This window comes from Pseudomonas sp. RGB, from assembly GCF_007713445.1.
Taxonomy (GTDB): domain Bacteria; phylum Pseudomonadota; class Gammaproteobacteria; order Pseudomonadales; family Pseudomonadaceae; genus Aquipseudomonas.
Genome location: NZ_VMSH01000003.1, coordinates 267,509 through 287,748, shown reverse-complemented (window position 1 = coordinate 287,748; position 20,240 = coordinate 267,509). Strand labels below are relative to the sequence as shown.

The 20,240-nt window shown below is 60.9% G+C and carries 20 protein-coding genes and 2 pseudogenes; 11 read left to right on the top strand and 11 right to left on the bottom strand.

Annotation, left to right across the window (positions count from 1 at the left end; all coding sequences use genetic code 11):
* Positions 1–2: 2 nt before the first annotated feature.
* Positions 3–425 carry a phasin family protein gene (locus FPT15_RS08385; RefSeq protein WP_145159963.1) on the bottom strand — a complete coding sequence of 141 codons (423 nt, stop codon included), beginning with the start codon at positions 423–425 and terminating at the stop codon, positions 3–5.
* Between the two features lie 105 nt (positions 426–530).
* A complete protein-coding gene (locus FPT15_RS08380; protein ID WP_145159961.1) occupies positions 531–806 on the bottom strand; it encodes a polyhydroxyalkanoic acid system family protein in 276 nt (91 codons plus the stop codon).
* 145 nt (positions 807–951) lie between these two features.
* Here FPT15_RS08380 and ubiE point away from each other — a divergent pair, with 145 nt between their 5' ends.
* The 11 genes and pseudogenes from ubiE (at position 952) to FPT15_RS30310 (ending at position 9,158) form a co-directional block, all read left to right on the top strand.
* Positions 952–1,722, top strand: a complete 771-nt coding sequence (gene ubiE, locus FPT15_RS08375; protein ID WP_106577513.1) for a bifunctional demethylmenaquinone methyltransferase/2-methoxy-6-polyprenyl-1,4-benzoquinol methylase UbiE — start codon at positions 952–954, stop codon at positions 1,720–1,722.
* Complete coding sequence (locus FPT15_RS08370) at positions 1,722–2,345, top strand: SCP2 domain-containing protein (protein ID WP_145159959.1); 624 nt, start codon at positions 1,722–1,724, stop codon at positions 2,343–2,345. The genes ubiE and FPT15_RS08370 overlap by 1 nt, the downstream gene beginning before the upstream one ends.
* Positions 2,342–3,946, top strand: a complete 1,605-nt coding sequence (ubiB, locus tag FPT15_RS08365) for a ubiquinone biosynthesis regulatory protein kinase UbiB (protein WP_145159957.1) — start codon at positions 2,342–2,344, stop codon at positions 3,944–3,946. The genes FPT15_RS08370 and ubiB overlap by 4 nt, the downstream gene beginning before the upstream one ends.
* A gap of 41 nt (positions 3,947–3,987) precedes the next feature.
* The gene (gene hisI, locus FPT15_RS08360; protein WP_012721796.1) at positions 3,988–4,380 is read left to right on the top strand and encodes a phosphoribosyl-AMP cyclohydrolase; all 393 of its coding nucleotides are present in this window, start codon (positions 3,988–3,990) and stop codon (positions 4,378–4,380) included.
* Positions 4,381–4,382: 2 nt separating this feature from the next.
* On the top strand, positions 4,383–4,715 hold the full coding sequence (locus tag FPT15_RS08355) for a phosphoribosyl-ATP diphosphatase (RefSeq protein WP_099602007.1): 333 nt from the start codon (positions 4,383–4,385) through the stop codon (positions 4,713–4,715).
* A 25-nt stretch (positions 4,716–4,740) separates the two neighbouring features.
* Positions 4,741–5,031 carry a twin-arginine translocase TatA/TatE family subunit gene (locus FPT15_RS08350; RefSeq protein ID WP_106577509.1) on the top strand — a complete coding sequence of 97 codons (291 nt, stop codon included), beginning with the start codon at positions 4,741–4,743 and terminating at the stop codon, positions 5,029–5,031.
* 10 nt (positions 5,032–5,041) lie between these two features.
* Entirely contained in the window at positions 5,042–5,473 is a 432-nt protein-coding gene (gene tatB / locus FPT15_RS08345) for a Sec-independent protein translocase protein TatB (protein ID WP_145159955.1), read from the top strand.
* The gene (gene tatC / locus FPT15_RS08340; protein WP_106577507.1) at positions 5,470–6,261 is read left to right on the top strand and encodes a twin-arginine translocase subunit TatC; all 792 of its coding nucleotides are present in this window, start codon (positions 5,470–5,472) and stop codon (positions 6,259–6,261) included. The genes tatB and tatC overlap by 4 nt, the downstream gene beginning before the upstream one ends.
* Positions 6,258–6,965: a 16S rRNA (uracil(1498)-N(3))-methyltransferase gene (locus FPT15_RS08335; RefSeq protein WP_145159953.1), complete on the top strand. Its 708-nt coding sequence runs from the start codon at positions 6,258–6,260 to the stop codon at positions 6,963–6,965. Before tatC ends, FPT15_RS08335 begins: the two co-directional genes overlap by 4 nt.
* A gap of 276 nt (positions 6,966–7,241) precedes the next feature.
* Positions 7,242–8,273: pseudogene (locus FPT15_RS30315) on the top strand (methyl-accepting chemotaxis protein); the annotation flags it as partial.
* 21 nt (positions 8,274–8,294) lie between these two features.
* On the top strand, positions 8,295–9,158 hold the full coding sequence (locus tag FPT15_RS30310) for a methyl-accepting chemotaxis protein (RefSeq protein WP_370004708.1): 864 nt from the start codon (positions 8,295–8,297) through the stop codon (positions 9,156–9,158).
* Between the two features lie 193 nt (positions 9,159–9,351).
* Here FPT15_RS30310 and FPT15_RS08325 read toward each other — a convergent pair whose 3' ends face one another.
* The 9 genes and pseudogenes from FPT15_RS08325 to FPT15_RS08285 form a co-directional block, all read right to left on the bottom strand.
* Positions 9,352–10,086, bottom strand: coding sequence for an amino acid ABC transporter ATP-binding protein (locus FPT15_RS08325; RefSeq protein ID WP_145159949.1), 735 nt, complete (start codon positions 10,084–10,086; stop codon positions 9,352–9,354).
* Entirely contained in the window at positions 10,079–11,038 is a 960-nt protein-coding gene (locus FPT15_RS08320; RefSeq protein WP_145159947.1) for an amino acid ABC transporter permease, read from the bottom strand. The genes FPT15_RS08325 and FPT15_RS08320 overlap by 8 nt, the downstream gene beginning before the upstream one ends.
* 123 nt (positions 11,039–11,161) lie before the next feature.
* Positions 11,162–11,959, bottom strand: coding sequence for a transporter substrate-binding domain-containing protein (locus FPT15_RS08315; protein ID WP_145159945.1), 798 nt, complete (start codon positions 11,957–11,959; stop codon positions 11,162–11,164).
* A 221-nt stretch (positions 11,960–12,180) separates the two neighbouring features.
* Positions 12,181–12,981, bottom strand: a complete 801-nt coding sequence (locus FPT15_RS08310) for a transporter substrate-binding domain-containing protein (RefSeq protein ID WP_145159943.1) — start codon at positions 12,979–12,981, stop codon at positions 12,181–12,183.
* A 149-nt stretch (positions 12,982–13,130) separates the two neighbouring features.
* Positions 13,131–15,739: pseudogene (mdoH, locus tag FPT15_RS08305) on the bottom strand (glucans biosynthesis glucosyltransferase MdoH).
* Entirely contained in the window at positions 15,732–17,507 is a 1,776-nt protein-coding gene (locus FPT15_RS08300) for a glucan biosynthesis protein (protein ID WP_145159939.1), read from the bottom strand. The pseudogene mdoH and the gene FPT15_RS08300 overlap by 8 nt, the downstream one beginning before the upstream one ends.
* Positions 17,508–17,774: 267 nt before the next feature.
* Positions 17,775–18,212, bottom strand: a complete 438-nt coding sequence (gene dtd / locus FPT15_RS08295; protein ID WP_145159937.1) for a D-aminoacyl-tRNA deacylase — start codon at positions 18,210–18,212, stop codon at positions 17,775–17,777.
* A complete protein-coding gene (gene pip, locus FPT15_RS08290; RefSeq protein WP_119738084.1) occupies positions 18,209–19,180 on the bottom strand; it encodes a prolyl aminopeptidase in 972 nt (323 codons plus the stop codon). The genes dtd and pip overlap by 4 nt, the downstream gene beginning before the upstream one ends.
* Before the next feature lie 104 nt (positions 19,181–19,284).
* The gene (locus FPT15_RS08285; RefSeq protein WP_145159935.1) at positions 19,285–20,226 is read right to left on the bottom strand and encodes an alpha/beta hydrolase; all 942 of its coding nucleotides are present in this window, start codon (positions 20,224–20,226) and stop codon (positions 19,285–19,287) included.
* Positions 20,227–20,240 lie beyond the last annotated feature (14 nt).

The window sequence follows — 20,240 nt, the reverse complement described above, 5'->3', positions numbered from 1 at the left end:
CCTTAGTGTTTACGCGCGACACGTTCTAGCAATGCCGTCAGCTCTTCGAGCTTAGCAGAGAGTGTCTCAACGTCATGTTTAGACGCAATGCCGATCCGATTCAAGGCACTTGCAACACGCGTGTCAAAAGCTTTTTCAACTTTATCCAGTTGAACTTCAACCAAACCTTTGACGCTTGAGACATTACTCTTTACTTGATCAATCTGACTGTTGGCAGCATCAAGTTGTTCAACGACAACTTTTTTGCCTTTACTTTCAACATGTTGACCAGTCTTAACCAGCTCTTTGAAATAGTCGCTGCCTTCACTGCCGACCTTGGCGTAGGCACCAAGACCTGCCAGCCAGATCTTGCGGGCGTAGCTTTTAACGTCACTCAGGGCGGTGGTCTGAATGTCGATTTTTTTCTTCAAAATAACTTTGGCCATGGTGCACCTCACGCAAATCAGGGTCGAGGAACGGCCCACAGGAGTTGGGGGCTTGGGCACAAAGTAGGGTGAAAAATTAGAATCGGCACCCTAAGCGCACTCGAATCAGGCCAACGCCTTATCCACGGCTTTCTCGATTTCGGATTTGATAGTGCCACTCATGGCCGACATCAACAGGCCGAGTTCCACATCAATGCGCAGCGAATCATCCGCCACAAGTACCGTGCCTTTAACCCCCGACCGTTTGAGCATCAGGGTGTCGCCGGACCACGTGGGCTCAAGGCCATATTGCTCTTTGAGTTTGTGCGCCAACTTCTCGGCCTTCGCCCGCGCGCCTTCTTTACCCAGGGAATGTGCGCGCTCGATGGTAATACGGGCCATTGCAATGACTCCTCTTTATAACGACTCAGAACACCTGCCATGCGGCAAAAGGTCTCGGTGACCGTCTATCTTACCTTCAGCCTTGCCAAGACAAAGCAAGCCTTGGGGATTATCATGTCCCGCATTCTCTTTTGGTGACAGCGATATGACTGATCAGCGCAAAGGCAGCGATGCCGAACCCACCACTCACTTCGGCTTCAAGAACGTTCCGGAAAGCCAGAAAGCGGAAAAAGTCGCTGAGGTGTTCCACTCCGTAGCCGCCAAGTACGACCTGATGAACGACGTGCTGTCGGGCGGCATGCACCGCCTGTGGAAGCGCTTCACTATTGAGTTGTCGGGTGTACGCACCGGCAACCGCGTGCTGGACATCGCCGGCGGCACGGGCGACCTGGCCGCCAAGTTCTCCAAGCTCGTCGGCCCGACCGGCCAGGTGGTGCTGGCGGATATCAACGGTTCGATGCTCAAGGTTGGCCGCGATCGCCTGCTGGATAAAGGCGTGGCCGGCAACATCGAATTCGTCCAGGCCGACGCTGAAAAGCTGCCGTTCCCGGACAACCATTTCGACTGCGTGACCATCGCTTTCGGCCTGCGCAACGTGACCCACAAAGAAGACGCCATCCGCTCGATGCTGCGTGTGCTCAAGCCAGGTGGCCGCCTGCTGGTGCTGGAGTTCTCCAAGCCGACCAACGCGCTGATGTCCAAGGTCTACGACACCTACTCGTTCGCCTTCATGCCGTTGATGGGCAAGCTGATCACCAATGACGCCGAGAGCTACCGCTACCTGGCCGAATCGATCCGCATGCACCCCGACCAGGAAACGCTGAAGTCGATGATGGTAGACGCCGGTTTCGACCGCGTGACCTACCACAATATGACCTCGGGCATCGTCGCCCTGCACCGCGGCATCAAACCCTGATGCTGTTCGCAGGCCTTCTCGCCAGCGTTGAACACGGCCTCAACCGTGTGCTGCGCCTGGACAGTACCGCCCTGGCGCGGCTCGCGCACTTGAACGGCAAAATCATTGCCGTCGACTGCACGAGCCCCGCCTTGCAGCTGTTTATCCTGCCCAGCGATGAAGGCGTGCTGCTCGCGACCCAATGGGCCGCCGAAGCCGACTGCACCCTGCGTGCGCCCGCCTCGAGCCTGTTGCACCTGGCGCTGAGCCGCAACAAAACCGCCATCCTCCACGGCCCCGACGTGGAACTGGAAGGCGACAGCGCGGTGCTGATGGACCTGGCCGCCGTGCTGCAAGACCTGGAACTGGATTGGGAATACGAGCTGTCACGCTGGATCGGCCCCGTGGCCACTCAGTTGATCAGCGGGCACCTGCGCAGCCGCTCGCGCTGGTACCAGCAAGGGTTCGCCGCCCTCAACCAGAACCTTGCCGAATACCTGAGCGAAGAATCGCGCACCCTGGTCGGAGAACGGGAAGCGCAAGCGCGCTTTCGCGAACTCGACAAGGCCAAAATCGACCTGGAACGCCTCGAAGCGCGCGTTGAGCGCCTGAGCCGTTCCCTTGATCCAAGCGATAACGCATGAAGCTGCTCGCCGTCCGCCGTCTGTTTCGTATCCAGCGCGTCGTAATCCGCTACCGCCTCGATGACCTGCTGTTCGCCCTGCCCTTGCCGTGGTTTCTGCTGGCGGTGCGCTATGTGCTGCCGTGGCGCTGGTTCCCGCGCAGACCGCTGGAGCTGAGTCGTGGCGCGCGCCTGCGCCTGGCGTTGCAGGATTTGGGGCCGATTTTTATCAAGTTCGGGCAGATCCTCTCCACCCGCCGCGACCTGTTGCCCGAAGACATCGCCGACGAGTTGATGCTGCTGCAGGACCGCGTGCCGCCGTTTGATTCCCAACAGTCGATGAAGCTGATCGAAGAGCAGTTGGGCAAAAAGATCAGCGAAGTATTCAGCCGTTTCGACGTCGACCCGCTGGCCTCGGCCTCGGTCGCACAAGTGCACGCCGCGCAGCTCAAGACTGGCGAAGAAGTGGTGGTGAAGGTGATTCGCCCCGGCCTCAAGCCGATCATTGGCCAGGACCTGGCGTGGCTGTTCATTCTTGCGCGCGCCGCCGAGCGCTTCTCCGCCGACGCACGCCTGCTGCACCCGGTGGACGTGGTCGCCGACTACGAAAAAACCATCTACGACGAACTCGACCTGCTGCGCGAGGCCGCCAACGCCAGCCAGCTCAAGCGCAACTTCGAAGGCTCGCAGCTGCTGTACGTGCCGCAAGTGTATTGGGACTGGTGCCGCCCCAAAGTGCTGGTGATGGAGCGCATCTACGGCGTGCAAGTCACCGACCTCGCCACCCTGGCCGACCAGCGCACCGACATGAAAATGCTCGCCGAGCGCGGCGTGGAGATCTTCTTCACCCAGGTGTTCCGCGACAGTTTCTTCCACGCCGACATGCACCCGGGCAACATCTTCGTCAGCACCGTCAACCCGTGGAGCCCGCAGTACATTGCGATCGACTGCGGCATCGTCGGCAGCCTGACCCCGGAAGACCAGGATTACCTGGCGCGCAACCTGTTCGCCTTCTTCAAGCGTGACTACCGCCGCGTGGCGCAACTGCACATCGATTCGGGCTGGGTGCCGGCAGAAACCAAGCTCAACGAATTCGAAGCGGCCATCCGCACCGTGTGCGAACCGATCTTTGAAAAACCGTTAAAAGATATTTCATTCGGCCAGGTACTGATGCGCCTGTTCCAGACCGCGCGGCGCTTCAATATGGAAGTGCAGCCGCAACTGGTGCTGCTGCAGAAAACCCTGCTCAACATCGAAGGCCTGGGCCGTCAGCTGTACCCGGACCTCGACCTGTGGAACACCGCGCAGCCGTTCCTGGAGCGCTGGATGCGTGAGCGGGTCAGCCCGAAAACCTTGCTGGGCAACCTGCAAAGCCAGGTCGAGCAACTGCCGCACCTGGCCAACATGACGCGCGACCTGCTCGAGCGCATGTCCCAGCCCCACGCCAAAGACCCCGCGCCGCCCTGGCAGAAGCGCAAGGACGATTGGTTCCTGCGCCTGCTGGGCGCCGCGCACCTGGTCGGCGGTGTGATGCTGGCCATCGGTGGGCCGCTGAACCAACTGGGCCACTGGCCGGCCGGCATCATGGTCGCCGTGGGTGTTTATCTGATCGTGCGTCGATAGCCGATCCGGTTATACACTGTCGCAAATTGCCGGAGCGGAACATGAAAGACTGGCTGGACGAGATCAAATGGGACAGTGACGGCCTGGTGCCGGCCATTGCCCAGGACTACAAGACCGGGCGCGTGCTGATGATGGCCTGGATGAACCGTGAGGCCCTGAGCCTCACTGCCACTGAGCAGCGCGCCATTTACTGGTCACGTTCGCGTGGCAAACTGTGGCGCAAGGGCGAAGAGTCCGGGCACGTGCAAACCCTGCACGAGATGCGCATCGACTGCGACGCCGACGTGGTAATCCTCAAAGTCGAGCAGATCGGCGACATCGCCTGCCACACCGGCCGTCACAGCTGCTTCTATCGCGTGTTCGAGAATGGCGAATGGAAGGTGGTCGAACCGGTGCTCAAAGACCCGCACGCCATTTACTCGGCAGGACACTAGACATGAGCGATACCCTCAACCGCGTGGCCCAGGTGCTGGAAGACCGCAAAGGCGCGGACGCCGACAGCTCCTATGTCGCCAGCCTGTACCACAAGGGTTTGAACAAGATTCTGGAAAAACTCGGCGAGGAATCCGTCGAAACCATCATTGCTGCCAAAGACGCACAGATCAGCGGCGACTGCAGCGATGTCATCTACGAAACCGCTGACCTATGGTTCCATAGCATGGTCATGCTCGCCCAACTGGGGCAGCATCCGCAGGCAGTGCTGGATGAACTGGACCGTCGCTTCGGCTTGTCCGGGCATGCCGAAAAGGCCTCGCGCCCGTCCGCCTGAATAACTTTTACAGAGGAATTGCAGCATGGGCATTTTTGACTGGAAACACTGGATCGTCATTCTGGTGGTGGTGGTACTGGTGTTCGGCACCAAGAAACTCAAAAACCTGGGCACTGACGTGGGCGAGTCGATCAAGGGCTTTCGCAAAGCCATGAACGATGACGAAAAGCCAGCCGACCCAGTGGTCAACCCTGTCGTTAACCCAGCGCCGCCGGTCCAGCCTGTGCACCCGCAGGCCACCCAGCCCATCACCGAGCGTCGTACCTTCGACGTGCAGGCTGAAAAAGTCCAAGAGCCGACCCGCAAAGACTCGTGAGCACTGACTAATGTTTGGTATCAGCTTCTCTGAACTGCTCCTCGTCGGCCTCGTCGCCCTGCTGGTATTGGGGCCGGAACGCCTGCCCGGTGCCGCGCGCACGGCCGGCCTATGGATCGGGCGCCTGAAACGCAGTTTCAACGCCATCAAACAGGAAGTTGAACGGGAAATCGGCGCCGACGAGATTCGCCGCCAGCTGCACAACGAACATATCCTGTCGTTGGAGCAGGAAGCGCGCAAGATTCTGTCGCCGGTCAATGAGCCGAGCAAACCGACAGAGCCCGTGGCCGAGCACAGCATCGCGCCGCCGGCTGCGGCTGATGCTGCCCCCGTGGTGGAACACACCCCGGCACCCACCGCACCTGCCCCGACAGCGCCAGCGCCGACGCCCGTTGCGTCGCCCGCTCCCCATGACCCTACATTGCCGCCGCGAGCCCCATGAGCGCTGATAAACCGGAAAACGACCAGCACATGCCGCTGGTCTCGCACCTCACCGAGCTGCGTACCCGCCTGCTGCGTTGCGTAGCGGCGATCTTCATCATCTTTGCCGGGCTGTTCGCCTTCACCCAGCAGATCTACACCTTCGTTTCGACACCGCTGCGCCAGTACCTGCCGGCCGGCGCGACGATGATCGCCACCGACGTGTCGTCACCGTTCCTGACGCCGTTGAAGCTGACCATGATGGTTTCGCTGTTCCTGGCGATCCCGGTGATCCTGCACCAGATCTGGGGCTTTATCGCGCCGGGCCTGTACAAGCATGAGAAACGCATCGCGGTGCCATTGCTGGTGTCGAGCATCCTGCTGTTCTACACCGGCATGGCCTTCGCCTATTTCCTGGTGTTCCCGCTGATCTTCAAGTTCTTCGCCGCCGCCACCCCGGCCGGTGTGGAAATGATGACCGACATCACCAGTTACCTCGACTTCGTTATGACGCTGTTCTTCGCCTTTGGCGTGGCCTTTGAAATCCCGGTGGCCGTGGTGCTGCTGGTATGGATCGGCGTGGTTGACGTCAAGTACCTGAAGAAAGTGCGCCCGTACGTGATCATCGGTTGCTTTGTGGTCGGCATGATCCTGACGCCACCGGACATCTTCTCGCAGACCCTGTTGGCTGTGCCGATGTGGATGCTGTTCGAGATCGGCATCCTGTTTGGCAGTTTGATCAGCAAACGTGGCGAGCACCCGGATGACCAACCCGCCGACGACGATCAGCCGCCAGCGACCCAGCCGTGAACCTGCTGCTGCTTGAGGAGGCCGACTTTATCGCGGCCGACCGGGTGATCCTGCGTGATCGGCGCCTGGTGCATATGCAGGACGTCCACCGCGCAGTGGTGGGTGACAACCTGCGTGTGGGCCGCATTGGCGGGCTGATGGGCAACGCCCAACTGCTGCGCCTGGAGCCCGGCGAAGCCGAGTTGCAAGTCAGCTTCGACCTGCAGCCGCCGGCCAAACTGCCGCTGACCCTGCTGCTGGCCCTGCCGCGCCCGAAGATGCTGCGCCGAGTGCTGCAAACCGTCGCAGCCATGGGCGTGCCCAAGGTGGTGCTGGTCAACAGCTACCGCGTGGAGAAGAGCTTTTGGCAAACCCCGTTCCTTGAGCCCGAGGCGATTCGCGAGCAGTTGGTTCTGGGTCTGGAGCAGGCGCGCGATACGGTGCTGCCCGAGATCGTAATCGAAAAGCGCTTTAAGCCGTTCGTCGAAGATCGCCTGCCAGCCATGACCGCAGGCACCCTCGGCCTGATCGGCCACCCCGGCGACTACCCAGCCTGCCCGCGTGCGCTGGATGAACCGGTAACGCTGGCCATCGGCCCGGAAGGTGGCTGGATACCCTACGAAGTGGACCTGCTGACCAAAGCCGGCTTGCAACCCGTGCAGCTCGGCGCACGAATCCTGCGCGTAGAAACCGCCGTGACCGCCCTGCTCGCCCGCCTGTTCTAAACCTCGCCGTTTGCTGCCCAGCGGGCTTTTTGTGGCGAGCGGGCGTGCCCCGCGTTGGGGCGCGAAGCAGCCCAAAAACGGTCAACTGGGTATGCCTGACATACGGCGTTGCTCTGACTGGGGCTGCTGCGCAGCCCAACGCGGGGCAAGCCCGCTCGCCACAAAAAACCTGCCCACCTCAAAACGCGCAACATGATCCGTCGCGCCTACAGAATAATCCTGCGCAGCCGATAGCCTCTGAATAAGTCCAAGCCTTGTTCAAAGGGAGTTCGCAGTATGTATCGTTGGTTAGCCGAAAAACTGGGGAATGTGAGCGTCAACCGCAAGCTGAGCATTGGCTTTGGCTTGGTGTTAGTCCTGACGTTGTTGACCACCTTCACCGGCTGGACCGGCCTGGGCGATGTGATCAGTCGCGGTGACAAACTGGGCTTTATCTCCAGCCTCAACGGCCTGACCAAAGACCTGCGCCTGGCACGCCTGGACTTCGAAATGCGTCGCGGCGAACAAGGCACGGATGCGGTCAACAGCCTACTTACCCAGCTGGACAACGGCCTTAAAACCGCACAAACCCTGATCGAGCAACCCGACGACAAGGCCCTGGTGGAGCAACAACAGGAGGCCTTGAACCAATACAGAAAAGCCTTCGCCACCATGGTCCAGGCCGGTTTGAAGCGCGAAGGCGCGCGCAGCAAGCTCGGCGACACCGCCGACAACGCCGTGGCCAAGACCAATGAGGTCGAGAAGGCGCTGCTGCAAGGTGACAGCGTCACCCAGTTCAACAGCGTGGTCGACTTGAGCAAGCTGATCCAGCAATCGCGCTTCCAGGTGCGCGGCTACACCTACAGCGCCAAGACAGAGGCCGAGCAGCCGGCCCTGGATGCCATCGACAACGCCCTGAAGAAAATCACCGAGCTGGAAGGCCAATTGCCTGCCCAGTACCAGGCCAACCTGCAAGAAGCCGGCGTGTCGCTGCAAGCCTATCGCACCGCCGTCAGCCAGTACCGCGACTCCCAGGTCGCCAGCGCTGCGGCCCTGAAAATCATGACCGAGCAAGGCGATATCCTGCTGGGCCACAGCGAAAAACTCACCGTCTCGCAAACCGCAGTACGCGATGCCGACGCGGCGCATGCCAAGCAGCTGTTGCTGCTGGCCACCGTACTGGCGCTGATCTTCGGCGTGGTCGCCGCCTGGGCCATCACGCGTCAAATCGTCATTCCGCTGAACCAGACGCTCAAAGTCGCTGAGCACGTCGCCTCCGGCGACCTGAGCCACAACCTCAACTCTGCGCGCCAGGATGAGTTGGGGCAGCTGCAACGCGCCACGCAAAGCATGACCGTCGGCCTGCGCGAGCTGATCGGCGGCATCAGCGATGGCGTCACTCAGATCGCCAGCGCCGCCGAGCAACTGTCGGCCGTCACCGAGCAGACCAGCGCGGGGGTCAATAGCCAAAAGGTCGAGACCGACCAGGTGGCCACTGCCATGAATGAAATGGCGGCCACCGTGCAGGAAGTGGCGCGTAACGCCGAAGAAGCCTCTGAAGCCGCCGTGGCCGCTGACCAGCAAGCCCGCGAAGGCGACAAGGTCGTGGGTGAGGCCATCGCCCAGATCGAGCGCCTGGCCACTGAGGTGGGCAATTCCACCGAAGCCATGGGCCATCTGAAGCGCGAAAGCGACAAGATCGGCAGCGTGCTCGACGTGATCAAGTCGGTCGCCCAGCAAACCAACCTGCTGGCGCTTAACGCCGCGATCGAGGCCGCGCGTGCCGGTGAAGCCGGACGTGGCTTTGCCGTGGTCGCCGATGAGGTGCGCAGCCTGGCCCAGCGTACGCAGAAGTCCACTGAAGAGATCGAAGAGCTGATCGTCGGCCTGCAAAGCGGCACCCAGCAGGTGGCCACCATCCTGGACAACAGCCGTGGCCTCACCGACAGCAGCGTCGAGCTGACCCGTCGGGCCGGCAATGCGCTGGGCAATATCACCCGCACGGTCTCGACCATTCAGGCGATGAACTCGCAGATCGCCACCGCCGCAGAGCAGCAGAGTGCCGTGGCCGAAGAGATCAACCGCAGTGTGCTGAATGTGCGCGATGTATCTGAACAGACCTCTTCGGCCAGTGAGGAAACCGCCGCCTCCAGTGCCGAACTGGCGCGCCTGGGGATTTACTTGCAAACCCTGGTAGGCCGCTTTCGCATCTGAGCTGCCTTGCACGGCGGCCGACCCGAGCCGCCGAATCCATTGAGCGTTTGAGCCTGTTTCGGCTCACCCGCTTGCAGGCACCGCACAATGCAGTGCCGGAGAAGATTAATCGCGGTGTGATGAGGGGGCGGTGTGTCGCCACACACCGCGGCCGCCGGTGCTCAATTGACCCAGTCGAGCCTGGCGTTGAGGTTTACAGGACCTGGCGCAGGAAGGCCTGGGCCCGCGGGTCTTTCGGCGCGTCAAAGAACGCGGCAGGGGAAGCGTCTTCCAGCAATTTGCCATGGTCAAAAAACAGCACCCGGTCGGCCACTTCGCGGGCAAAACCCATCTCGTGGGTGACGCAGACCATGGTCATGCCTTCCAGGGCGAGGGTCTTCATCACGTCCAGCACTTCACCGACCATTTCCGGGTCCAGCGCCGAAGTGGGCTCGTCAAACAGCATGACCTTGGGTTCCATTGCCAACGCGCGGGCGATGGCCACGCGCTGTTGCTGTCCACCGGACAAACGTGACGGAAACTCGTTGGCCTTTTGCGCAATACCGACCTTTTCGAGCAGCGCCAGGGCCTTGGCCTCGCGCTCTTGTTTGCCGCGCTTGCGCACGACTTTTTGCGCCAGGCACAGGTTTTCCAGCACCGTCATGTGCGGGAACAGGTTGAAATGCTGGAACACCATGCCGACTTCGCGGCGGTAGGCGTTCACGTCGGTTTTCGGGTCAGCCAGTTGCAGGCCGTCGATGCTGACGGAGCCCGAGTCGAATACTTCCAAACCATTCAGGCAACGCAGGAAGGTGGATTTGCCGGAACCCGACGGGCCGATCACCACCAGCACTTCGCCCTTGGCGACTTGCGTGGTGACGTGGTCCACCGCGCGCACCACGTGACCACGGGTGTCGAAGACTTTTACCAGATCGCGGACTTCAATCACTTTGCGCGAGCCTCCGCTCAAGCCGGCTGGCCATTTTCGACAGCGGCAGGTTGATCAGCAGGTACAGGCCTGCCACACAGAACAGAATTTCAAACGGCGAGAACGAGGTGGTGATCACCTCGCGGCCACTTTTGAGCAGCTCGGTAATCGCGATTACCGACACCAGCGACGTGTCCTTGACCAGGCTGATAAATTGCCCGGCCAAAGGCGGCAGCACGCGCTTGAACGCTTGCGGCAATACCACATGGCGCATCGACTGGCTGGCACTCAGGCCCAGGGAACGCGCGGCTTCATTCTGGCCGCGGGTGATCGACTGCACACCGGCGCGCACGATTTCCGCCACATAAGCGCCAGTGAACAGCGACAGCGCCGCGATCCCGGCAAACTCCCGCGACAGATTGAGCACCGTGCCGATGAAGAAATAGAAAATGAAGATCTGCACCAACAGCGGCGTACCGCGTACCAGCTCGACGTAGATCGTCGACAGGTCGCGCAGGGTCGGGTTACTGGACAGACGGCACAGGCCGGTTGCCAAACCGATCGCCAGGCCGAGAATGCCGGACACCACCGAGAGCCACAATGTGGTCCACAAGCCCCACATCAACGGCCCCAGCGCCCAATGCCGGGTGACGCCCACCACGTCGCCCTCGGCGACATCGTCGCCACGCGACACTTGCAGGCTGTTGTCGGCCACGGTGAGCTTTTGCTCGGTGCCGGCGTCGTTGCGCAGGGTCACTTCAGCGACGTCGCCTTTGTGCACCAGTTCCACCACGGTGGAGATGTCGGCGGCGCGCTGGGACGTTTCGGCCTGATAGGCGAAGTACTGCGGCACGCGGTTCCAGCGCCACTCGTAAGACATCAGCGAGGTGGCGTAGTACAACGCGCCAGCCAGGCCAACCAGCACGACCACGGTCAGCAGGTGCCAGGGCCATTGGGCTTTTTTCTGTTTCATTTCACTTTCCGAAGATGTATCGCCTGGCATGCCGTCATCGCGGGCAGGCCCGCTCCCACAAGGGAACGCATTTCAACTGTGGGGGCTGGCTTGCCTGCGATGAAGTCGACTGGGTGTCAGCCTTTATTCCATGTCCTTGAGCCACTCGGCGCTCTTGAACCACTTGTCATGGATGCGATCGTAGGTGCCGTCGTTGCGGATCTGGTGCAGGAAGTTATTGATGTAGTTGAGGCTGTCGTAATCGCCTTTTTTCAGGCCAAACGCCAACGGCTCGAAGGTGAAGGGTTCTTCCAGGAATACCAGTTTGCCGTTGCCGACCTTTTTCTCGGCAACCACGTTGTACGGTGCGTCATACACAAAGGCATCAGCCTTGCCATTGACCACGTCGAGCACGCCTTCCTGCTCGTTGTCATAGCCGTGGTACTTGGCTTTGGAGATCAGCTTTTTGGCGACCATCTCACCGGTGGTGCCCAGCTTGGAGGTCAGGCGGTATTTCTCATCGTTGAGGTCTTTGTAGGACTTGATGGTGCCTTCCAGGTCCTTGCGAATCAGCAACGTCTGGCCGACCACGATGAAGGGTTCGCTGAAATTGAGTCGCAGGTTGCGTTCCTGAGTCAGGGTCATGCCGCTGCCGATCATGTCGAACTTGCCGGTCAGGAAGGCCGGGATGATGCCGTCGTAACCGGTGGACACCAGCTCCAGTTTGACGCCCATCGATTTGGCCATGGCCTTGAGGATGTCGACTTCAAAGCCGATGATGTCACCGCGCTTGTCTGTCATTTCGAACGGCATATAAGTCGGGTCCATGCCGACTTTCAGCGTGCCGCGCTTGACCGCATCATCGATGGCGCCAGCGTGGGCCGCAGTGGCCGCGACCAGCGCGGTGACGCCGAGCATCAGCATCGAAAGATACTTTTTCATCATCAAGTCCCCTGAACGGTTCTTATAAAGTCGGCGCGCAAAAGGGCTGCACCAATTCGGGGTGCGATCCTACCCCACTCGCTGCCCGTCACAAAGGTTTCACGGGTAAATGTTCCCTGCGTATGTCGGAAAAGCCCCACAACGGTGCAGCAACACGCAGGGTCAGACAGGTTCAGCGGGGAGAGCGCGGCAACGTCTTGATAGATAAGTGGTTATGACGATCAATCAATCTCGGCCATCCAGGCGGTGTCCTTGAACCACTTGTCGTGCAGGCGATCGTAGGTCCCGTCCTGGGCCACCTGGCTGAGGAAGTGGTTGATCCAGTTGAGGCTGTCGTAATCACCTTTTTTCAACCCGAACGCCAGAGGCTCGAAGGTAAATGGCTGCTCAAGCGCCAACAGTGTGCGGTTTTCCGGCCGGGCCATTGCGATCAGGTTGTAGGGTGCGTCATGAATGAAGGCATCGGCATTGCCCTCCACCACCTGCCGCACGCCCTCTTCCGCGGTGGCGAAACTGCTTAACCGGGCTGCCCCGAGAAAGCGTCGCGCCGCTGTCTCTGCGGTGGTACCTGCCGTGGCGGCGATCCGATAACCCGCTTCGTCCAAGTCTTCGATACTGGAAATTTTGCCGGCCAGGCTCGGATGCAGCAGCGCGGTTTGGCCAACCACGATGAAGGAGTCGCTGAAATTGAGCTTCAGATTGCGCTCTTGAGTGACCGTCATGCCGCTGCCGATCAGATCGAACTTGTTCGCCATCAGCCCCGGTACCAGGTCGGTATAGGGCATGGTGACCAATTCGAGTTGGACGCCCAGGGCGTGGCTCATGGCCTTGAGCAAATCGATCTCGAAGCCGACGATGCGTCCCTGCTTGTCCGTCATCTCGAAGGGCACATAGGCGGGCGTGGTGCCGACCTTAAGCACGCCACGGCGCACGGCGTCATCCAGGGCGCCGGCACTCAGCAGACCCGCGTACACCCATGCGACAGCGCCTGTCAGCCACGCCCAACAATAGCTTTTGCTCATGATTCCCCCTGTGACCTCGTCAATTCGAGGGGGCGATGCTAACCCAGCCACAGGCACGGCAATACGTCGCGAACAAAGGACTTTTGTTTCGAAATAACAAGGCATTAGTGCGTAGAGGAAGAAGCGCGAAACGCTGTAGGACCAGCGCTTCAAACGCCCCCGAGGTGAGCCCTCGGGGGCGTATGAATCAGGCCGGTTGAGCCTGGGACGACAGCGGTTGCAGCGGCAGCAAAGGCGCGTGCGGGTCCGCCTTGATCGAAGCACGCCAGGCGCCGAGCCACTCGGCGTGACCTTCGCTCCAGACTTGCTGGTGCAGGCGAGCCAGGGCGACCGGATCGCTGAGCAGCGCCACGCGCTCGCCGTTGTTGAGGCCGGCAGGGCCGACTTTCAATGCGTGGCGGACACGCTCCTGACGCAGATGCTCGATCGGCTCCGCTTCACGGTGACGCGAGGTCGCCAGGGCGCAGGCCAGCGCATTCTGCTGCGGGTCGACGACCGAACGCACAAACCCGTCGTTCAGCGCGTGCCAACGGTTTTCGTGGGTGTACTTCTCGGTCGACAGCAAGGCCTGCGGCGGATTGTATTCCTCAGGGATCAGGAACAGGCTCTCGTCGCGGGACTTGAGACCCAGCTTCACGCGGCTGGAAATCACCGACACCGGAATCGACAGCATCAGCGAACCGACAATCGGGATCAGCCACCACAGGAAGCTTGGGTTCAGCCACACCACCAACAACGCCCAGAGGAAGCCGAGCAATGTTTGCGGGCCGTGACGCTTGACCGCCTCGCTCCACGGCGTGGAGTCGTCGTCACGCTGCGGCGAGTTCCAGGTCGCAGCCCAGCCGAGGAACGCGGCGAGCACGAAACGGGTGTGGAAGATCATCCGCACCGGCGCCAGCAGCATCGAGAACAGCATCTCCAGCAGCATCGACAAGGTCACCTTGAACTTGCCGCCGAACTCTTTCGCGCCCTTGGCCCAGATCAGGATGATGCTCAGCAACTTAGGCAGGAACAACAGCACGATGGTGGTGGAGAACAACGCCACCGCCTTGTCCGGATGCCATTGCGGCCACAGCGGGTACAACTGGCGTGGCGCCATGAAGTACTGCGGCTCCATCAGGGTGTTCACCGCCAGCAACGCCGTCGACAGCACCAGGAAGAAGAACCACAACGGCGCCGACAGGTACGACATCACGCCGGTCAGGAACACCGCGCGGTGCACCGGGTGCATGCCTTTTACCAGGAACAGGCGGAAGTTCATCAGGTTACCGTGGCACCAGCGACGGTCACGCTTGAGTTCGTCCAGCAGGTTCGGCGGCAGTTCTTCGTAGCTGCCCGGCAAGTCGTAGGCAATCCACACGCCCCAGCCGGCACGGCGCATCAGCGCTGCTTCAACGAAGTCGTGGGAGAGGATCGCACCGGCAAACGCGCCTTTACCCGGCAACGGCGCCAGGGCGCAGTGCTCGATAAACGGCTTCATGCGGATGATCGCGTTGTGGCCCCAGTAGTGGGATTCACCCAGCTGCCAGAAGTGCAGGCCAGCGGTAAACAGCGGGCCGTACACACGGGTGGCGAACTGCTGCATGCGCGCATACAGGGTGTCCATGCCCGACGCACGCGGCGCGGTCTGGATGATCCCGGCATCCGGCGTGGCTTCCATCAGGCGCACCAGGCTGGTCAGGCATTCGCCGCTCATCACGCTGTCGGCGTCGAGGACCACCATGTACTTGTAGTCACCGCCCCAGCGACGGCAGAAGTCGTCGAGGTTGCCGCTTTTGCGTTTGACGCGACGGCGACGGCGGCGATAGAAGATCTTGCCGAACCCCCCGGCTTCGCGGCACACGTCAAGCCAGGCTTGCTGTTCGGCGATGCAGATATCGGCTTCGTTACTGTCACTGAGGACGAAGAAATCGAAACGGTCCAGATCGCCCGTGGCGGCCACCGACTCGAAAGTGGCGCGCAGACCGGCAAATACCCGGGGCACGTCTTCGTTGCAAATCGGCATTACCAGCGCGGTGCGGGCGTCTTTCGGAATCGGCTCGTCACCGGCACTTTTACCGGAAATCCGGTATTTATCGTGACCGGTGAGCAGTTCCAGAAAGCCCATCAGCGCGGTCCAGAAACCGGCCGAGACCCAGCAGAACAAGATCCCGAACATGATCAGGATGCTGGTTTGCAGGGCGTAAGGCAGGACTTGGGTCGCGGTTTGCAGCAAGGTCTGGTTGCGCACTTCGTCGAAGTCGACCAGTGACCAGCCCTGGTACGGCATGATGCCTTTCATGTACCAGCCGGCAACGATGGTCTGACCGAGCATCAAAATCAGCAGGATGTAGCGGCGGATCGAACCGACGGTACGCCAGCGCGCGGCCGGCAGTACACGATCGTCCTTGGGCGGCTTCGGCGGGTTGGTGCGACCGGTCATCCGGCGCCAACCGCGCACCAGAATGTTGGTGCGCCAAGGCTCAGGCACCACTTTGGTCCGACGGATCGGCGGTGTGGCCTTCAGGCAAACCCGGCCGCTGGCGTCGAGCGCAAGCATTTCCGCGTCTTGCAGCTCTTCGGCGGTGTTGAGGGTCAGCCGACGGCCGACCGACGCTTGGGCAGCGTCGGTTGGTGCGTCGAAGGTCGCGGACGAAAGCCGCTCATGCAGCTCGCTGAAGGACGTGCAGCCCGCCAGCTCGGCGCGCTGCTCGGCGGTCATCGGGAGGTGCGCCAGGTACTCGGACAGAGTCTCGGGCGTGGCTTGAGAATTACTCATCGGCAGGCAACTGATAGCTCCAGGTTTCGGTCAGGACGTGTTCTGTCTTGGCCGGCTCCGGATTAGAGAGTGGCGTGGCCGGGGCAGCTTCTGGCTGCTTGGCTTCCTTGTCTTTGGCTTCTTTCGCGTCTTTAGCTTCTTTAGCTTCTTTCTTGGCCTGTTTCTCGTGTTGCTTGGCCAAGAGCTTGTCGGCCTTGATCACTTGGGTCGACGCTTTTTCAGGCTCCGGCTGCGGGATGTCCTGGACCAGGGCCGCACGCATTTCAGTCGGTTTGCCTGCGTCCTTGATCTTCATCCGCAGGGTCAGGCGCCAGCCTTTGGTGTGTTCGTTGTAACGCACGCTGTTTTCAACGATTTCGGCGTTGTCGCCGACACTCACTTGGCTGCGCACCGCGGCGTCTGCCGGCAGGGCTTTGAGGGACGGGCCCTCGAAGTCAACCAGGTAGGCCACGCTGCCGTCCGGCTGACGGATCAGGTTGGATTGCTTCACGTCACCGGTCGAACGCAGGGTCTGCTTGACCCAGGCGCTGTCGGCCGGGTGCAGGGCTTTCTCGTCCATGGTCCAGTGCAGGCGGTAGCTGATGTCCAGCGGCTCGCCGACTTTTGGCAGCTCGGCCGGGCTCCAGAACGCAACGATGTTGTCGTTGGTTTCATCGGCGGTCGGAATCTCTACCAAATCGACCGAACCCTTGCCCCATTCGCCTTCAGGCTCGATCCAGGCGCTTGGGCGCTTGTCGTAGTTGTCGTCCAGGTCTTCGTAGTGGCTGAAGTCGCGGCCGCGTTGCAGCAGGCCGAAACCACGCGGGTTTTCGATGGCAAAGTTGCTGACCGACAGGTGTTTAGGGTTGTTCAGAGGGCGCCAGATCCACTCGCCATTGCCGGCATGGATCGACAGACCGCTGGAATCGTGCAGTTCACGACGGTAGTTGAGCACCTTGGACGGCTGGTTCGCACCGAACAGGAACATGCTGGTCAGCGGGGCAACGCCCAGTTTGCTGACCTTGTCGCGCAGGAACATCTGCGACTTGACGTCGACAACGGTGTCGGTGCCAGGGCGCAGGGTCAGGCGATAGGCGCCGGTGGCGCGTGGGGAGTCCAGCAAGGCGAAGATCACTAACTGCTTTTCACCCGGTTTTGGACGCTCGATCCAGAATTCGGTGAAACGCGGGAACTCTTCACCGGACGGCAATGCAGTGTCGATCGCCATGCCACGGGCAGACAGGCCATACGACTGGCCTTTGCCGACGACGCGGAAGTAGCTGGCGCCAAGCATGGTCATGATTTCGTCTTGCTTGTCGGGCGTGTTGATCGGGTACAGCACACGGAAACCGGCATAACCCAGCTGTTCAGTGGACTTGGGATCGTATTTCACGTCGCCGAAATCGAAACGCGTCGGGTCGTATTTGATTTCCTGGACGGTGTCGGCGGTGACTTCGTTGATTTTCACCGGCGTGTCGAAGTGCATGCCCTGGTGATAGAAGGACAGCTTGAACGGCGTGTTCTGATCGGCCCACTCGGCCTTTTCGTTACGGAAACGAATCTTCTGATAGTCGGCGAATTTCATTTCGCGAAATTCGTTCGGCAGATTGCTGCGCGGAGCTTCGTATTTCTGCCCGGCCAGCTCTTTTGCCTTGGCCGACACATCATCCAGACTGAATGCCCACAGTTGACCCGCGCCGAACAGGCAAAACAGGGCAGAGCCCGTTACCAGTGCGTTTCGTAACCGTTTGGCAGACAATTTTGGTGCATTACAGGGACTAACAATCACGAGCAACCCTCGCCGAAAACAGATCAAAAAACCAACGGCCAGCTATCTATATGCCAGGTTGGCGAGCATTGTTCCGACTCCCTTGGGTCAAAATGATTCCCCATTGGTTTGTCGGACAAGTCTCTACCTAAGTCAAAAATGGACCAAACAACGCTGATCCCCGTAGCGCGCGATTATCTAGTAGCCCGCGAAACAACGCATCAGGGACAACGAAGTATTTGTAGCGAAACCCTGCGTTTTTAGGCATTAACGTCGTTTTTAATACATTCATGTCTGTAAGAGGAAGGTCACAGGGCCATCATTGACCAAATGCACCTGCATATCCGCCCCAAAACGCCCTGACGCCACCTTGCCATGCAATTGTTGCGCTTGTAACAGCAAGTGATCAAAAAGCGCTGCTCCCAGCGCCGGAGGGGCCGCCGTGGAGAAGCTTGGCCGCAGGCCACTTTTGGTATCGGCCGCCAGGGTGAACTGCGACACCAGCAGCAAACCGCCGCCAATGTCTTTCAAGGACAGGTTCATCTTGCCCTCGTCATCACTGAATACCCGGTAGTTAAGCAGCTTGTGTAACAGTTTGTCGGCGCTCTCTGGGGTATCTGAAGGCTCAACGGCGACCAGCACCAGCAAACCCTGGTCAACAGCGCCTACGACCTCGCCCGCCACTTCGACGCGGGCGCCACGCACCCGTTGTAACAGGCCCTTCATGCTTCTTCTGGCGGCAGATCAAGCAGGCGCCGTGCCATTTCGCCGGTTGCACGCACCAAGGCATCGGTAATGCCGGGCTCGGACGCGGCATGGCCGGCCTCGCGAATCACCTGCAGCTCACTGTTGGGCCACGCCTGATGCAGCTCCCAGGCATTGTCCAGCGGGCAGATCATATCGTAGCGCCCGTGAATGATTACGCCAGGCAAGTGGGCGATCTTGTGCATGTCGCGAATCAGCTGGTTGGGCTCAAGGAAGGAGTTGTTGGTGAAGTAGTGGCATTCGATACGTGCGATCGACAGCGCGCGCTGCGGCTCGGAAAACCGCTCGACATGCTGCGGGCTCGGGCACAGGCCCAGCATGCGGCCTTCCCAGCCGGACCACGCCTTGGCGGCGTGCATCTGGGCGATCTGGTCGTTGCCGGTCAGGCGTTTGTGGTAGGCGGCGACCAGGTCGTGGCGCTCATCCGCCGGGATCGGTGCCAGGTAGTCCTGCCAGTAATCCGGGAACATGCGGCTCGCGCCTTCCTGGTAAAACCAGTGAATGTCCTGGTCACGCGCCAGGAAGATCCCGCGCAGGATCAGGCCATGCACGCGCTCGGGATGGGTTTGCGCGTAAGCCAGCGACAGGGTCGAGCCCCAGGAGCCGCCAAACAGCACCCACTTTTCGATGCCCAGGTGTTCGCGAATGCGCTCAAGGTCGGCGACCAGGTCCCAGGTGGTGTTGTTTTCCAGGCTGGCGCGAGGCGTGGAGCGTCCGCAGCCGCGCTGGTCGAAGGTGACAATGCGGTACAGGTTCGGATCAAAGTAGCAGCGGCTCTGGGCGTCGCAGCCGGAGCCCGGGCCACCGTGGATAAAGACGACGGGCAAGCCTTCGGGGGAGCCGCTTTCATCGACGTACAGGGTGTGGGTGTCATCGACGGCCAGATCGTGCCGGGCGTAGGGTTTGATCTGCGGGTACCAAGTCTGCATTGCGCGCTCCGTAGGGTGTCGGGTTCATCCCTGAGGGGACGTCTATTATTTTTGCCGTCTGGCATCATAAACCCGAATTGTGCAATGAGCATGTCCTTGAGCACTTAGACCTGTGTCAGCCCTTCGCTCCCCAGGCAGCGCCGCACGTAGCCCAATAGATAGTCGTAGAGCTGATCCACCTGCGCCACTTGGCCGCGCGCGCGCAAACAGCCGTGGACCAGACCTTTGCCGGGATACAACACCGCCTCCACAGTTGCCGCCCGCAGGCGTTCGGCATACAGCATGCCGTCATCGCGCAGCGGGTCGAACTGGGCCACGGCGATCAGCGCCTTGGGTAAACCGCTGAAGTCCTTGGCCAGCAGTGGCATGGCATAGGCCGATGGCGTGTCCGCGCCCGGCAGGTAGAGCGCCAGGTAGCAGTCGGTGTCGGCGGTACTGAGCAAGGGCGCATCCATGCAATCACGGCGCGACGGCAGGTCCGCCGCGCCGCCCAAACCTGGGTAAATCAGCACCTGGGCGCGGGGCAGCGGCTGGCCGTCATCGCGCAAACCCAGGCACAACGCCGCAGCCAGATTGCCGCCCGCGCTGTCGCCCATCACCACCAGGCGCTGCAGGTTGAGCGCGTGCGGCCCCTGCCCGGCCTGGATGGCCTGCCACACTGCGCGGCAATCCTGGTATGCCGCCGGGAACGGGTGTTCCGGCGCCAGGCGGTAGTCGATGGCGATCACCAGTACTTCAAGCGTGCTGGCCAGTTCGAAGCAGATGAAGTCATGGGAATCCAGCCCGCCGACCACCCAGCCGCCGCCGTGCATATAAAGCAGGCATGGCCAGCCTTCGGTTGGCGTGGGCGCCGAAGGGAGATAGCTGCGCACGCCGACTGCACCGAGGGCAAAGTCAGAGACTTGCAGCCCTGCTGGCTTCGGCGGGGTGAATGCCTGGCACATGCGGTCGTAGTTGCGGCGCAAACCTGCGAGCGACGAGTCGTCGCTGCTGAAGGATTCGGTTTTAGTGACGAAGGCCGCAAGCTGCGGAGAAATCGGATACATGCGCAAATATCCCT

What these genes read in the sequence shown, in the direction of transcription:
- ubiE (WP_106577513.1), top strand. Translation starts at nt 952, where the DNA reads ATGACTGATCAGCGCAAAGGCAGCGATGCCGAACCCACCACTCACTTC.
- hisI (WP_012721796.1), top strand. Translation starts at nt 3,988, where the DNA reads ATGAAAGACTGGCTGGACGAGATCAAATGGGACAGTGACGGCCTGGTG.
- FPT15_RS08310 (WP_145159943.1), bottom strand. Translation starts at nt 12,981, where the DNA reads ATGAGCAAAAGCTATTGTTGGGCGTGGCTGACAGGCGCTGTCGCATGG.
- tatC (WP_106577507.1), top strand. Translation starts at nt 5,470, where the DNA reads ATGAGCGCTGATAAACCGGAAAACGACCAGCACATGCCGCTGGTCTCG.
- FPT15_RS30310 (WP_370004708.1), top strand. Translation starts at nt 8,295, where the DNA reads ATGACCGTCGGCCTGCGCGAGCTGATCGGCGGCATCAGCGATGGCGTC.
- FPT15_RS08370 (WP_145159959.1), top strand. Translation starts at nt 1,722, where the DNA reads ATGCTGTTCGCAGGCCTTCTCGCCAGCGTTGAACACGGCCTCAACCGT.
- FPT15_RS08355 (WP_099602007.1), top strand. Translation starts at nt 4,383, where the DNA reads ATGAGCGATACCCTCAACCGCGTGGCCCAGGTGCTGGAAGACCGCAAA.
- FPT15_RS08350 (WP_106577509.1), top strand. Translation starts at nt 4,741, where the DNA reads ATGGGCATTTTTGACTGGAAACACTGGATCGTCATTCTGGTGGTGGTG.
- tatB (WP_145159955.1), top strand. Translation starts at nt 5,042, where the DNA reads ATGTTTGGTATCAGCTTCTCTGAACTGCTCCTCGTCGGCCTCGTCGCC.
- FPT15_RS08320 (WP_145159947.1), bottom strand. Translation starts at nt 11,038, where the DNA reads ATGAAACAGAAAAAAGCCCAATGGCCCTGGCACCTGCTGACCGTGGTC.
- dtd (WP_145159937.1), bottom strand. Translation starts at nt 18,212, where the DNA reads ATGAAGGGCCTGTTACAACGGGTGCGTGGCGCCCGCGTCGAAGTGGCG.
- pip (WP_119738084.1), bottom strand. Translation starts at nt 19,180, where the DNA reads ATGCAGACTTGGTACCCGCAGATCAAACCCTACGCCCGGCACGATCTG.
- FPT15_RS08315 (WP_145159945.1), bottom strand. Translation starts at nt 11,959, where the DNA reads ATGAAAAAGTATCTTTCGATGCTGATGCTCGGCGTCACCGCGCTGGTC.
- FPT15_RS08385 (WP_145159963.1), bottom strand. Translation starts at nt 425, where the DNA reads ATGGCCAAAGTTATTTTGAAGAAAAAAATCGACATTCAGACCACCGCC.
- FPT15_RS08380 (WP_145159961.1), bottom strand. Translation starts at nt 806, where the DNA reads ATGGCCCGTATTACCATCGAGCGCGCACATTCCCTGGGTAAAGAAGGC.
- FPT15_RS08285 (WP_145159935.1), bottom strand. Translation starts at nt 20,226, where the DNA reads ATGTATCCGATTTCTCCGCAGCTTGCGGCCTTCGTCACTAAAACCGAA.
- ubiB (WP_145159957.1), top strand. Translation starts at nt 2,342, where the DNA reads ATGAAGCTGCTCGCCGTCCGCCGTCTGTTTCGTATCCAGCGCGTCGTA.